At 36.6% G+C, this 13,315-nt stretch carries 14 protein-coding genes; 4 read left to right on the top strand and 10 right to left on the bottom strand.

Annotated elements, in window-relative coordinates; all coding sequences use genetic code 11:
- Positions 1-140 precede the first annotated feature (140 nt).
- The 6 genes from VEIT17_RS00910 to VEIT17_RS00885 are packed head-to-tail and all read right to left on the bottom strand — an operon-like array spanning position 141 to position 4,043.
- Positions 141-1,271: a toll/interleukin-1 receptor domain-containing protein gene (locus VEIT17_RS00910; protein ID WP_178884279.1), complete on the bottom strand. Its 1,131-nt coding sequence runs from the start codon at positions 1,269-1,271 to the stop codon at positions 141-143.
- A 6-nt stretch (positions 1,272-1,277) separates the two neighbouring features.
- Positions 1,278-1,508: a hypothetical protein gene (locus VEIT17_RS00905; RefSeq protein ID WP_197923043.1), complete on the bottom strand. Its 231-nt coding sequence runs from the start codon at positions 1,506-1,508 to the stop codon at positions 1,278-1,280.
- Between the two features lie 41 nt (positions 1,509-1,549).
- Positions 1,550-1,846 carry a toll/interleukin-1 receptor domain-containing protein gene (locus VEIT17_RS00900; RefSeq protein WP_197923042.1) on the bottom strand — a complete coding sequence of 99 codons (297 nt, stop codon included), beginning with the start codon at positions 1,844-1,846 and terminating at the stop codon, positions 1,550-1,552.
- 37 nt (positions 1,847-1,883) lie between these two features.
- Complete coding sequence (locus VEIT17_RS00895; protein WP_178884277.1) at positions 1,884-2,375, bottom strand: TIR domain-containing protein; 492 nt, start codon at positions 2,373-2,375, stop codon at positions 1,884-1,886.
- A 1-nt stretch (position 2,376) separates the two neighbouring features.
- A complete protein-coding gene (locus VEIT17_RS00890) occupies positions 2,377-3,837 on the bottom strand; it encodes an SIR2 family protein (protein WP_178884275.1) in 1,461 nt (486 codons plus the stop codon).
- A complete protein-coding gene (locus VEIT17_RS00885) occupies positions 3,834-4,043 on the bottom strand; it encodes a helix-turn-helix domain-containing protein (RefSeq protein WP_178884273.1) in 210 nt (69 codons plus the stop codon). Before VEIT17_RS00885 ends, VEIT17_RS00890 begins: the two co-directional genes overlap by 4 nt.
- A 216-nt stretch (positions 4,044-4,259) precedes the next feature.
- Here VEIT17_RS00885 and VEIT17_RS09790 point away from each other — a divergent pair, with 216 nt between their 5' ends.
- Positions 4,260-4,424 (top strand): hypothetical protein, encoded by a 165-nt coding sequence (locus VEIT17_RS09790; protein WP_242013271.1) that lies wholly within the window; start codon positions 4,260-4,262, stop codon positions 4,422-4,424.
- A 101-nt stretch (positions 4,425-4,525) separates the two neighbouring features.
- On the opposite strand, the gene guaA is transcribed toward VEIT17_RS09790, so the two are convergent.
- From guaA to VEIT17_RS00865, 3 genes are all read right to left on the bottom strand, one after another.
- Entirely contained in the window at positions 4,526-6,061 is a 1,536-nt protein-coding gene (guaA, locus tag VEIT17_RS00875) for a glutamine-hydrolyzing GMP synthase (protein WP_178884271.1), read from the bottom strand.
- 257 nt (positions 6,062-6,318) lie between these two features.
- On the bottom strand, positions 6,319-6,516 hold the full coding sequence (locus VEIT17_RS00870) for a DUF362 domain-containing protein (RefSeq protein WP_178884269.1): 198 nt from the start codon (positions 6,514-6,516) through the stop codon (positions 6,319-6,321).
- 338 nt (positions 6,517-6,854) lie between these two features.
- A complete protein-coding gene (locus VEIT17_RS00865) occupies positions 6,855-7,994 on the bottom strand; it encodes an HAD family hydrolase (protein WP_178884267.1) in 1,140 nt (379 codons plus the stop codon).
- Positions 7,995-8,143: 149 nt separating this feature from the next.
- Here VEIT17_RS00865 and VEIT17_RS00860 point away from each other — a divergent pair, with 149 nt between their 5' ends.
- Positions 8,144-8,494 (top strand): hypothetical protein, encoded by a 351-nt coding sequence (locus VEIT17_RS00860; protein ID WP_178884265.1) that lies wholly within the window; start codon positions 8,144-8,146, stop codon positions 8,492-8,494.
- A gap of 48 nt (positions 8,495-8,542) precedes the next feature.
- On the opposite strand, the gene VEIT17_RS00855 is transcribed toward VEIT17_RS00860, so the two are convergent.
- Positions 8,543-9,724: an amidohydrolase gene (locus VEIT17_RS00855; RefSeq protein ID WP_178884263.1), complete on the bottom strand. Its 1,182-nt coding sequence runs from the start codon at positions 9,722-9,724 to the stop codon at positions 8,543-8,545.
- 173 nt (positions 9,725-9,897) lie between these two features.
- On the opposite strand from VEIT17_RS00855, the gene VEIT17_RS00850 reads away from it, so the two are divergent.
- A complete protein-coding gene (locus tag VEIT17_RS00850; protein ID WP_105094582.1) occupies positions 9,898-10,680 on the top strand; it encodes a basic amino acid ABC transporter substrate-binding protein in 783 nt (260 codons plus the stop codon).
- Positions 10,681-10,864: 184 nt separating this feature from the next.
- On the top strand, positions 10,865-13,234 hold the full coding sequence (locus tag VEIT17_RS00845) for a tetratricopeptide repeat protein (protein ID WP_178884261.1): 2,370 nt from the start codon (positions 10,865-10,867) through the stop codon (positions 13,232-13,234).
- The last annotated feature ends 81 nt before the right edge of the window (positions 13,235-13,315 follow it).

Here is a 13,315-nt window from a genome sequence, read left to right as displayed (position 1 = left end):
GATCATTTTAACTAAGCCTGATAAATTGTAGAAAAAAGAATACTCTAATGTAAAACAAAATCGACTATGGACGAACTTATAAGATACAAATAACCACAGATTTTATGTGGACAAAGAGACGAGGAAAGAACCACCTCCTTTCAATTATTTTCTATTATAATTTCATCAACACTTTTTATTTCAGTGTAACCTCTATAGAAAATAGGAATATCTACATTTTTTAAATTAGGTGAAATATAAACATAAATTTTTTTATTCAGAGCATCTGCATATCCAAGTTCCCATGGACACCACTGCGATTTAAATGTTGATTCTGTTAAAAAGATTATAAAAATCTTACTTTGCTGTATTCTTAGTTTAATAATTTCTGATGTTGAAGCATTACACCATTCTCGTTTCAAATCATATTTATCATTAACCCAATCTATATAAGCCACATATCCTTTTGTATTTAGATTTTTATATAATTCAACTATTTGATTCATATCACTAGAATTATGAGATATAAAAACATCAAATCTCTTCACCTTTTCTAAATCATCTACGTACAGTCTCTGTTTTAAAACTTCAGGACCTGAATTGATTTTTACAATTTCGTTATCAATATAATTTTTCTTACCTTTTTTCTTACGTCTTAACATAAATGGTAATCCAATAGATTGAATATAGTTTTGGGCTTCTATTTTTAAAGAAAAATTTCTCGTACATGAATTAACCTTGTAAAAAAACTCCGTAATATTTGATGATTTATATTTTGAAAGCTCTCTCATTATCTCTAATTTTTGATGCAAGTCGTAAGTATTAAAATATCTATCTATAAAAAATGATGTATATGATGGTTCTATTTCTTGAATAAATCTTAATGTGCCGTCGACTTTTTGTTTTCTTTTATCAAATTTGGATTTTGATAGCTGCTTTATTTCATTCTTTAAATTTTCCACCTCATCTTTTCCCAAAATAATTCTGTTCTTATCTTTTCTAAGTTTATTCGCACTATGAAAAGCACAATCTAAAATAAAATTATATGGTTTTCTAAAATTATATCTGCTCTTTTTTCCATACTTGATTAGAACCATATTTTTGCTATGCCAAAAATTATACTGTTTATTCAAATCATCCCACATATGTGGATATAACTCTTTAAATGTATTAACAATATCATCGTCTGAAAAAGTATATGGCATTAACATCAAAACTTGTTGAATTGGCTTTTTAAATTTCTTTTTATAATCAATATAAGTTTTATTAAATTGCCTTGCTGTTTTTCCCATAACCAATTACTCTTTTAGCCAACTTGAAAGTGGAATTATAGATTTTTTATCTTTAGATTTTGTCATAACATAATATCCTGCCTTCACTTTTTTCCCTGAATCATATGCCTCTCGCCCATCACAATATGTTATATATGAATATATTTCCATATACTCTTTTCCTTTATAGTTACTCCCCTTCTCTTTCATAGGAAAAAGTACAGCTTTTTTTCCTTTAATCGCATCAGCAAATCCCAACTCCCAATCACACCATTTTGATTCGACTGCTCCATCAGTGGCTAATAAAATAAACCTTTTGCATTTTTTATTCTATCTTTAATTTTTTCAGCAATCTCTCCAGATGTTATTTTAGGCATAGATAAATCTCTACTATCAATATATGCAATAACATTAAAATTTTTTTCAAGAAATTCTATAATACCCTTTACGTCATCTAAATCATCATGTTTATGTGATATAAAGACAGGAACTTTTTCCTCAAAAAAAGCAAAAGACTCGTTAATAACCCCCCTAGATTTTTGTAAGTTATTAATCCTATATTCACTAAATTCTCCTTGCTCAAAAATCTCTTTCATAACCCATCATCTTGCTATTTTTATCAACTTACTACAGTTATTTTCCTTTTTTTTGTGCTGCTTTTTCGATCCAGCTTCCCAAATTATAATATCCATTGTCTTGCGAATAGTCATACAAACCATCACAAATAGAGTCAAAATACGCAGGTGTATCATCATTATAGTATCCAATAACAGTATGTGAATTGCCCTTTACTGATGTTCTTTGAGTTCTCATATCTCTAATGTTATGTATATAAACCCCAATTATTGCATTTCCTCTTTCAATGCTTTTTCGTATTTCATATTGGACAAATGGACGTTTTAATGTTTCTTTGCCAATTAGGACTACAGTAACTGAAGTTCCTTCTAGTTGCTTATCTATCCATTTGCAAACAGCATTTTCACCATTCCTTTTAACCTTCTCAAATTCCGCCTTATCAATAAAACCTGCAGCTTCTTTGCCTTGAGTAACCCAACTATTTCTCACTGTCATTGATCTATTAATATCCTCATCATAATGAAAGCTAAAAAATACTTTTCTTGCCATATTAACATTCCTCCTTATTGTTAAGTCTATTTATCATTTTAATTATTTTATCAACATTAGTGTCTATATCATAAAAATTAGCAATATACTTAATTTCATCATTATTTAAAACATTTTCAACCATATCACCATTTTCAGAATATAATTCCTGAGCCATAGACCCAGTAAATGCTAATGGTATATTCACTAATTGATATGATTTAGCAATATTAAATTCTTTTTTTACGCCATCAGCTTTAATAATTTCTCCAGCCTTTTGTTTATTACCAAACATATATATTGCTATACCACATTGGGAAATCATTTCTTCTCTATATTTTTCCCAAGTTGTCCGAAGTTGCTCACTATTTATTGCACTTAATGGGAATGGCATTAGTTTTAAACTATCTTCAATTTTAATATTGCTGTGGTCATAGCAATATTCAGTGATTCCATTTATTACATAAGTGCCTACACCTAATCCATATCCATTAACAACTTTATATCCGTTCTTAACAAGTTCAAAAGATAGCTTCCTGATAAAATCCTTAGCTACTTGTATATCTAACGGAGCATAAGTTTCTGCACTTCCTGAAAGGAACACAGTTTTTCTTTTATATCTATTTAATATAATTTCTAATATCTCCGTGATTTCTTCATAGCTATCAATCAAGCATATTTTTATTCCATATCTGTCTAAATCTGCAATCTGCAGTTCTTGTTTAATTAAATCATATTTGTATTCTTCTAGTGCTTTTTTGTATTCTTCGTCTTCAAAATTGTCTCTATTAGGTTTAGCAATTTTTTTTAATATATAATAATGCGGTCTATTATCATCCCCCAATAAAACTCTCATTTTGCTGAGTACAAAATTAAAATTAGGATCACTAAAACTGAATCCTAAAAATAAAAAAGTCTTTGTCAGCAATGTTCCCTCTAAAACATCTCTGAATAATTTTCTACTATTAATTCCATATTCTTCGTAATCATCTCTAGTTATTACTGCCTCAGATGGACTTTGAATATCTCCATGCATTTTATATACAACTGCATCATAATTTTTATACGAAAGCTGTAAATCCTTATCAGCCTTTCTGACTGAAACATTTTTATTATTTTCTTTCAACGCATCTTCAATTAATGTATCAAAATTTGTTGTCCAATATGTAGAAATTGGAAGCTGTGATAATATCTTATGGTTTTCCGTTGGTTTTTTATTGGATGGAAAGGAATCTGATAAAAGTTCATTAATAGCACTTCTTTTATTTTTATTACAATAAAACTGAGCCAATGAAATCAAATCATGCTTTTCTTTGAATATATCTAATTTCAACTTCTCTGCAGGTTTTTCTAATAACTTTTGCCAGTTATAGTATCCAGCATCTATAGAGAGTCCTGCACCAGCAAAAACTGCTAATTCATCACTATATAATGCCTGTTCAATAATTTCAATCAATTCTTTTTTATCGACAATATTGTTCATTTCTTTTCCTCCACAATCAAAATTATTTCACCAAAATCAGTTCCTAAAGAAATAAATATTCTGTATAAAATCTCCATACTGACAAATTCATCTTTACTCATTTTTGCTATAGTAGCTGGCACTAATGATACTTTTTCTGCCAAATCTTGCTTATTTATATTCTTATTAATTAGTATTTTCCAAAACCCATTGCAGTTAACCTTCATATTTCTATACTCTCTAATTCGTGTTTATGAAGTTTCATTTAATATATTTTATCATAGTGTAAATGATATTCTAAGAATGTACAATTTTGATTGTATCACCGATACTATTATTGAGGTGATAACAACATACAATACGTATACGGTATTAACAGTTCATTTACTATAACATCATTATTAGACTTACCAATATCAAGACACATTCTGGAGGCTTACAATTTGAAACCTAATTATAGTTTACTAGGTCGTGAATTAGGCTATGATCGAAACACCATAAAATCTCATTATGAAAATGGAGCGCCTAATCCACAACGTCATAAACCGCCTATGATCAATAAGTTTTATGACTTAATACAGACTTTATCATCTGATGATACACCCTAATATTTTTATTACAAGCTAAAAAAGTCATCCAAAGACAGACTCTTTGGATGACTAAATTATATTATGTATTTTTATATGTTAGCTATATTAAGCAAACAGTCTTATTCCCACTCAATTGTAGCAGGTGGTTTAGATGTAATATCGTACACGATACGGTTGATGTGTTGTACTTCGTTTACGATACGACGGGAGATTGTGTCCAATACGTCGTAAGGGATGCGCGCCCAGTCAGCAGTCATGAAGTCTGTTGTTGTTACGCCACGCAATGCCAATGTGTAATCGTATGTACGGAAGTCACCCATAACGCCTACAGTACGTGTAGATGTTAATACTGCAAAGTATTGGTTAATGTCGCGATCAAGACCCGCTTTTGCAATTTCGTCACGGAAGATGTAGTCCGCATCACGCAAGATGTCGAGTTTTTCTTTAGTGATTTCGCCCATTACGCGAATTGCAAGACCAGGACCTGGGAATGGTTGACGCCATACGAGGTAGTCAGCCAAGCCTAATTCAGAACCAAGTTCACGTACTTCGTCTTTGAAGAGGTTGCGCAATGGTTCGATAAGGCCTTTAAAGTCTACAACTGCAGGCAAGCCGCCTACGTTGTGGTGAGATTTGATAACTTCTGCTTCGCCAGTACCGGACTCAATAACGTCAGGGTAGATTGTACCTTGCGCCAAGAAGTCAACGGAGCCAATTTTACGGCCTTCATCTTCGAATACGCGGATGAATTCTTCGCCGATAGCTTTACGTTTCGCTTCTGGATCTTCAAGACCAGCCAATTTATCTAAGAAACGTTTTTCTGCATCGACACGGATGAAATGCATGCCGGAATCTTTGAAAGCTGCTTCAACTTCGTCGCCTTCGTTTTTACGCATCAAACCATGGTCAACAAAAATACAAGTCAATTGGTCGCCAACAGCTTTAGAAATAAGAGCTGCTGCAACGGAGCTATCTACACCGCCAGACAATGCTAACAATACTTTGCCATCGCCTACAGTGTTACGAATTTCTTCAATAGCAGTTTTTGCATAGTTTGCCATTGTCCATGTGCCTGTGAAGCCGCATACTTCATATAAGAAGTTGTGAAGCATTTCTTTACCATGTTCAGTATGCAATACTTCTGCATGATATTGCATAGCGTATAATTTGCGTTCTTTATTTTGCATAGATGCAACAGGGCAGTCTTTTGTATGCGCAATAATTTCGAACCCTTCAGGAACTTTTGCTACATAGTCAACGTGGGACATCCACACAACTTGGTCTTCGTCCAAGCCTTTGAACAATGGAGATGTAGTGTCCACTTTAGTAGGTGTTTTACCAAACTCACGGTTGTCAGCAGATTTAACTTCGCCACCCAATGTATGCGCCATAAATTGCATACCATAGCACATGCCAAGAACTGGAATACCAAGTTCAAAAATCTCTTTTTCGATTTTTGGAGAGTTTTCTTCATACACGCTGTTAGGGCCACCTGTGAAGATGATACCTTGCGGTTTTAATTCTTTAATTTTGTCCAGCGCTTTGTTGTATGGATATACTTCGCAGTATACGTGATTTTCACGAACACGGCGCGCGATCAATTGATTATATTGACCACCAAAGTCAACAACAATAACAAATTCCTTGTTTTCCATGCCTTCCTCCATATGCATCTATTTGTGAAAGTATATTCACGATTTTTTAATACCCTTACATTTCTGTACTGGCGGTGCGTTTTCTCGAGCAAAACGCTAAATTTCATTACATTTCATTATACCATACGAAGTATATGGACTCCATATATTCCGTATGAAATTTATGATTAATATTCTAATGTTCGGGTTTTGGTTTTACTCTATACAAAACTCAATACAATGAGATGACCTATAAGAGGATCTACCCTTTCAAGAGACTATTCTTTATCAGTCTCACGTTTAGACATCTTTACAGCTCCTACAGGACAGATGGAGTAACAATCGCCACATCCAATACAACCTTTACCTATATTAAACCGAGTCTCCCCTTGGGTAATGCATTGAACAGGACAATCTACCGCACACGCACCGCACTTAACACAAGTATCATCTATATTAAACTTTAGATTTCCCATTCTACATCACCTCCTATGGGTTTAATAAAACTAACTTAGCATTCGCTCTAACATCAGCTAAAGCAATGTATTACCTATAATACACTTTCGAGCAATGCCTCACTATAAAACGGACTGGAATACAAACCGACAAACAAATATATATAGTTTTTTCAGATACTACCAGTTAAAAGTATTTATTTTTAACTGGTAGTATCTCAGATTTGCACATATCGAGCACAATCCAGATTAGAAAGATTTGCTTTTAACTGGTAGTATCTCAGATTTACACATATCGAACACAATCCAAATTAGAAAGATTTACTTTTAACTGGTAGTATTTCTAATTTGAGGTATGATTACTGTTTTTTTAGTAATTCATTGTTATACGCAATGGCGGAATAGATTGCTTTGGCCACGCCATGATGGTTATTATCGGTCGTCACATAACGTGCTGCTTCTTTAATATTTGGCTTCCCATTACCCATAGCTACGCTAGCACCTGCAAAACGCAGCATGGATAGGTCGTTTTCACTATCCCCTAAGGTCATGACTTCATCGGGACTAAATTTCCAGTGATTTGCCAGTGCTTCTACAGCGGTTCCCTTTGTGGTATGTGGTAGTACGAATTCAAGATTACCTTCACTAGAGAGCAGTACATCATAAAAGCGTTCACGACCTGTACCATCATGAGACATACCTTGATATTCATCACGCAAATCTTGTAAGATTCTTTGGCGCATAGGCTCATCGCCGTAAAAGATTTGCATCTTCTCAGGACCTTCATCTAAGGCTTCCATATGAGCTAGTAAATCAGGCACCATAGTTCGTGTTGCCAAGATAAATGGGCGGATATTAGGTCTAAAGAAGAAATTAGACTGTTCTACTTCACACTCAGACATCTTTGTATGCGCTGCTGCATCACCTTCGGCCAAGGCATAGTGATCATGGGTTTCACCAGGTAGATGTCCTTCTGTATCAGCAGATATATGATTATTCATTACGCTATAAGAACTCTTTGTATTACTGTCATCGCCCTCATTACGTTCATCTACACAGGCACATAAGCGTTCAGGTGTAATACAACGAGACGGCGGATACATGCCAAAGATTTTATCTTTCACATAGGCCTCTACATAAACGCCATAGGTTAAGAGTTTACGCAATAAATATAAGGCCTGTTCTTTATCAAAGGTTACATGGAATAAAGTGCGTTTTTCATCTTTATCCATTACATAGGCCCCATTGGTACACATGAAATAGCGTAAACATGGTAGTTTCTCGATAACATCATTCATCTCATTCCAAGCGCGACCAGAAGCGATGGCTACACGAATGCCGCTTTCACGAGCAGCACGAATCGCCTCGATAGCCTCATTAGGAATTGCTTTCGCATCATTAACCAAGGTTCCATCTACGTCGGATGCAATGAATCGGATGGGTTTATCACCGGTGAGACCTATATAATTTTTAATTTGTAATGTTTCAGTTGAGGACATAAAGCCTCCTTTAATACGGTATATAAATGGATAGATATTATTTTCAATCAGTAGTACAGTAATAGTTACAAATATATCTGTTAAAAGAATACACAGATAGTATGTAAGACATAGATAGTATATAAGGCATAGATAGGAAGTGAAACTATATGCGTATCATAATTGATCGAGATGCAGTTTGTGCAGCCGATGATGCTAGTTGGCATCGCGAAGAATTTATCGTACCAGATGATATATCCATAGCCGGTTTATTCGAATTTCTTGAGCTTAAGTACATTCCGGTCATCGCGGGAAATAACGTGGTCTGGACGCTCTATTATCACGACCGTGAGTTAGGTGCCTATTTCACCAAGATTCAAAGTTTTATCAATGGCAACATCCCATTATCGTCTATTATCAGTAATTCTGAAGGAGGCAATGAATTTTATCTAAGATATTACAGCTCGCCCCATCGATATAGAAAGCACTGTATTAGCATTAATCCCTTATCTAAATGCTAGTTGGTGAGATTGCATACAAATAAAATTATTTAGATGCATTAAATTCAACTACTTAGATGCATTAAATTCAGCCACAATCTCTTCTAATACTGCTGGGTTTTCTACCAAACTTAATAATGTACGACCAATAATATTGGCTCCATCAAGGATTGTTTGTTCAATGGTTGGTTCTAGCATAGCGGCTGCGAATTCTTTAGAGTGGCATACTTTATCGTCCCCAGCAAGTCGTAATTTAGGGTGGAACGCCGCACATTGATAGCTCACATTACCGATGTCGGAGCTACCGCCGAGGGCTGCTGGTCCCGGTTCAAAGTCTAGGCCCATATCTGCCATGACCGCTTCAATAAGAGCAGTACCACGGTGGTTTTGGTTCATATCATCATAGGGATTGCCGTAAAATTCTATATCCACTGTTGTTCCAGTACAAAGGGCAGCCCCTTCAAAGATTTTCTTAATCTGTTCAGATAAGCCATTCAAATAGTCCCGTTCTGTATGACGTACGGTTACTTCTAACTCGCCAAACTCAGGGATAACATTAGATGCAGTCCCACCGGCAATGATCCATGTGCCGATGCGCGTTTCAGGTCGCACTTGTTGGCGCATCATATCCATCGCGTGAATAGCAAGTTGTACGCCGTTTACCGCATTAATGCCGTTCCAAGGCTCACCTGCTGCATGGGCTGGTTTACCATGATAGCGTGCACGGAAACAGTCTAGTGCCAAGAATTGTGAATTAGGTCGTGTTTCTTCACCATCGAGGTGAACCATGATAGCTAAATCATAGTCTTTAAACACGCCTGCATTACACATATCCACCTTGCAACCTGTGGCTTCTTCATCTGGTGTACCGATAATATCAATGTCCATATTGAAAGCAACGCCGTCTTGTTGCATTTTGCGTAGCGTTAATGCTGCGAGTACACTCAGGGAGCCGCTCGCACAGTGACCGCATGCATGCCCTACTTCAGGCAACGCATCATATTCACAGAGGATAGCCAAACGGCCTTTAGGGTTATCTACTTTTACAGGAGATGCCTTAAATGCTGTTGGTAGATTACAAAATTCATAAGTTACATCCATACCATATTTTTCAAGAACAGCACCAATCGTTTTTACGGTCTCAAATTCATGACTAGAAAGCTCTGGGTTCTTAGCTAATGTATAGTTAATAGCAAACGCATCAGGTGCAAAGCTTTTACAAAGATCTGAAAAGGTATTCGTAAGGGACATATTACCTCCATGTATATATCCAAATTATTGTAAAGAATTTTAGTACTCTACAATAAAGAATAGAAAACTCATTTACTCTTAATTATACAATGTTATTGCCTATTATTGTAAAATTCCGTACAATATAAACAGAATTTGATAAACTATGTATATGGATGTTTGAGGAGGTTTCTATGTTTAAGTTCAAAAAATTGACAGCCATCGCCCTCGTAGCGGTAGCAGCAATGGGTTTATTGGCTGGTTGTGGTAATGACAAACCAAAAATGACACAACAAGAAGGTGTATTGCGTGTAGGTTCTGAAACTACATTCCCACCATTCGAATTCACTGAAGGCGATAAATACGTTGGTTTCGACGTTGATTTGTCCGAAGCAATTGCTAAAAAACTTGGTTTAAAAATGGAATTCAAATCCATGGGCTTCGATGCTTTAATTCCAGCAGTTCAATCTGGCGACATCGATATGATCGCAGCAGGTATCAATGCTACACCTGAACGTGAAAAAGCATTGGACTTCTCCGATGTATACTTCGACCAAGGTGGTTTCATCACAGTTGTTCGTAAAGACAACACAACAATCCATAACATGGATGAATTAGCAGGTCATACTGTAGGTGCTCAAATCGGTACTATCCCTGTTGAAATGGCTCAAAAAATCCCTAATACAACAGTAAAACAAATTGATTCCAATGCTAATATCTTCATGGAATTGAAAGCTGGTACAATCGACGGTGCTATCATCGATAACGCAGTGGCTATGTACTACCTTAAACAAGGTGCTGACAAAGACCTTAAACTCGTAGGCGAACCTACTAAAGCTGAAGGTACAGTTCTTGGCATGAAAAAAGGCAACAAAGCTTTACAAGAAGCTGTTAACAAAGCTCTTAAAGAACTTAAAGAAGACGGCACTTACCAAAAAATCTACGACAAATGGTTCGGCGATTACAACAAAAAATAATATCTATCTCTATAAACTAGGATAAATATAACCCCTCTGAAAGACTACAGGACACACAGTATTGTGATTTCAAAGTTTTTTCAGAGGGGATTTTTTTATTCTAATCCCTCTTTTACGGTCCCTCGCGTTCGTTATATAATAAATACGTATTCTATAGTAAATGTAACTAATTAAAGGAGGCCTTATGGCACAGTACTTTACGGAACGCCTACAAAAGGTCTTCCACATGATTTTTAAATCCTACAATCAAGAAATGGCCCAAGAAGGTTGGCGCCAATTAGAACTAATTGTAAATAATCAGCATAGTCCTGAGCAGCCGAATCATCGGGCGTTGAGAAACGACATGACTACCTCTCTGGAAAACGAAATCGACACTAAAGAGGACGCATTAAAAATAGCTAATGATCCAGAGGCTCGCGAGATAGCAGATGCGTATGCTTTGTTGGCTCGTATCTACGCAGGACCACGCTTTACATGGGAGGAGTCAAACTTCCCCGAAAATAATATGCGCACTTATCAATGCTTGCACGATAGTATTCGTCGCTGTAGTCCTATTGGTACCTTACAAGCATTGCGTATCAATGGAACGATTACACCTACTGTTGAAAAGGATATGTTAATCTCCTTTGATGACGCCTTTCGTATCGTTTACGACTACGCGGAGCAAGGTGATGCTTTCTGCCAATACATTATAGGCAATGTCTTTTTCTGGCGTGATGACGATCGTATTAGCCTTGCGAGGGATATGATTACACCACCTCGCCTAAGTTTGGCAAAACGCATCCAACAGAGCTTCCAAAAAGGTTCTATACAGGAACGCCTTATAGCCTTACAAGGTACTATTTCCAACGAAACATTACAGGAAAATGCCACTAAACTCGCCAAGGAATGGTTTAACAAAGCGCTCGATAACGGGCTCGCCATGTTCCAAGGCAATCTACGCAACATTTATATCGACGAAGGCGACTTTAATAATGCGCGCCGCGTAGCTTTAACCGCTGCTGAGCTTGGTAACCCTACCATGATGCTCTACACCGGTCTAGACTGTCACGAACATGGAAAATTCGAGGATGCTTTCACATGGTTTACGAAAGGTGCCGCCTTAGGTCAAGCTGAAAGTACCGCTGAATTAGCAGATTACTACTATCATTTCTATGATACTAAAGAGCTACGCAGAGTCATTCCTTATGATCCTGTAAAAGCAATTGGACTCTACCGCCGTGCAGCTACTAAGTATTTTAGTGATGCCGGCTATGCTGCATTACAAGCCGCCTTTGGCTATATCTTCCACATTGGTCACCTACCGCTAGACTGGGGCCTCATTGCCGACTTAACCCACATGGCAGCCACAAAAGAGCGCTTTATGTTCTCCTTGCCATACATTGGTTATATGCGCATCCACGGCTTCGGTGTAACGAAAAATATACGCTTTGGTGTACAGTCCTTAACACGTGTACTGGATGAAGAAAAACGCGCCTTAGAAGAGGAAGACCGCGTTCTCTTCTACGATATTACACGAGCTTTAACGCGCGTTGCCTTAGGGTATGCCTATGAAAAAGGCTATGTTTCAGGCAAACCTGATTTGGATACTGCTGTAGCCTATTACGAAGAATCCCATCAATACATACTGTCTCACAAAGCTAATCTAGATGAAGAGTTAAAGGGTATTCCTATCGATGATGAAGCAGAAGAACGATTAGCGGCCTTCGAAGAGGTCGATGGTCATTGGCGTTACAAGGAAGGTATTAAAGAGTCTACTACAACAGTACGTCCTGGTCATACTGAATGGCCTCAAAATGCAGCACGTTTATCTGTAAACATGGATGACTTCTTATGGGACACTACCTTATATGATTGGCAAACCATCGAGCACGCCTTAGCATCACAAGACGAAATGAAACTTAGCTTTTACAATCATTTCCTATCCGTTCCAGACAAGCTACGCAACATTTTTAAGCTAGATGTAAAGCGTATGCTACGTGATACGTACCAAGTCAGAATACATGGTTATGACCCTACAGAAGGTCAAGAGATGATCTATCGAGCACTATTCAAAAAAGAGAATACCATTCAGCTATTAAAAGACCTCTACGATACGCACCAATTACCTGCATTAGGAGATAACTGGTCCATCGAAACGAACGAGGAAAAACCAACTTGGCATTATGTACTCGATGTAGATCAACAAGCATTCCTACTTGAGGAGTACGACGATGCTAACGCAATGATACAAACCGCATTACAAGGCTTAAAAGATAAAAAGTACGAACAAATTAATGTCCGTACCCATGACTTTATCGGCCCATCTTATTTCATTTTCAGAGGTAATCACGCAAATCCATTTAGAGTGCAACTCTATTTGAAAGAATCCGTGCGTCACTCCATCGACAAAGATGGAAAACCTCTAGATACGCCAGGTAATACCTATTTATTTGAACAACATTTAGGTAACGAAGTATCATTAAACTACTGGATTCAAAAAACGATTAATACCTTAGAAATCCCTGAACTAGACAACTGGAAAAAACTCAGCGTACCTAAGGCATTACAATAGAAATAACCAAGAACATAAAAAGAGCTAGTACATAATGTACTAGCTCCTTTTTTATAACCTATGAACAAGCTAAACTATTAT

Origin of the sequence: Veillonella nakazawae (assembly GCF_013393365.1) — a bacterium.
Classification (GTDB): Bacteria; Bacillota; Negativicutes; order Veillonellales; family Veillonellaceae; genus Veillonella; species Veillonella nakazawae.
The sequence above is the reverse complement of the archived record's forward strand: the minus strand, read 5'-3'. Positions and strand labels throughout refer to the sequence as shown.

What these genes read in the sequence shown, in the direction of transcription:
- VEIT17_RS00910 (WP_178884279.1), bottom strand. Translation starts at nt 1,271, where the DNA reads ATGGGAAAAACAGCAAGGCAATTTAATAAAACTTATATTGATTATAAA.
- VEIT17_RS00900 (WP_197923042.1), bottom strand. Translation starts at nt 1,846, where the DNA reads ATGAAAGAGATTTTTGAGCAAGGAGAATTTAGTGAATATAGGATTAAT.
- VEIT17_RS00895 (WP_178884277.1), bottom strand. Translation starts at nt 2,375, where the DNA reads ATGGCAAGAAAAGTATTTTTTAGCTTTCATTATGATGAGGATATTAAT.
- VEIT17_RS00890 (WP_178884275.1), bottom strand. Translation starts at nt 3,837, where the DNA reads ATGAACAATATTGTCGATAAAAAAGAATTGATTGAAATTATTGAACAG.
- VEIT17_RS00885 (WP_178884273.1), bottom strand. Translation starts at nt 4,043, where the DNA reads ATGAAGGTTAACTGCAATGGGTTTTGGAAAATACTAATTAATAAGAAT.
- guaA (WP_178884271.1), bottom strand. Translation starts at nt 6,061, where the DNA reads ATGGAAAACAAGGAATTTGTTATTGTTGTTGACTTTGGTGGTCAATAT.
- VEIT17_RS00870 (WP_178884269.1), bottom strand. Translation starts at nt 6,516, where the DNA reads ATGGGAAATCTAAAGTTTAATATAGATGATACTTGTGTTAAGTGCGGT.
- VEIT17_RS00865 (WP_178884267.1), bottom strand. Translation starts at nt 7,994, where the DNA reads ATGTCCTCAACTGAAACATTACAAATTAAAAATTATATAGGTCTCACC.
- VEIT17_RS00860 (WP_178884265.1), top strand. Translation starts at nt 8,144, where the DNA reads ATGCGTATCATAATTGATCGAGATGCAGTTTGTGCAGCCGATGATGCT.
- VEIT17_RS00855 (WP_178884263.1), bottom strand. Translation starts at nt 9,724, where the DNA reads ATGTCCCTTACGAATACCTTTTCAGATCTTTGTAAAAGCTTTGCACCT.
- VEIT17_RS00850 (WP_105094582.1), top strand. Translation starts at nt 9,898, where the DNA reads ATGTTTAAGTTCAAAAAATTGACAGCCATCGCCCTCGTAGCGGTAGCA.
- VEIT17_RS00845 (WP_178884261.1), top strand. Translation starts at nt 10,865, where the DNA reads ATGGCACAGTACTTTACGGAACGCCTACAAAAGGTCTTCCACATGATT.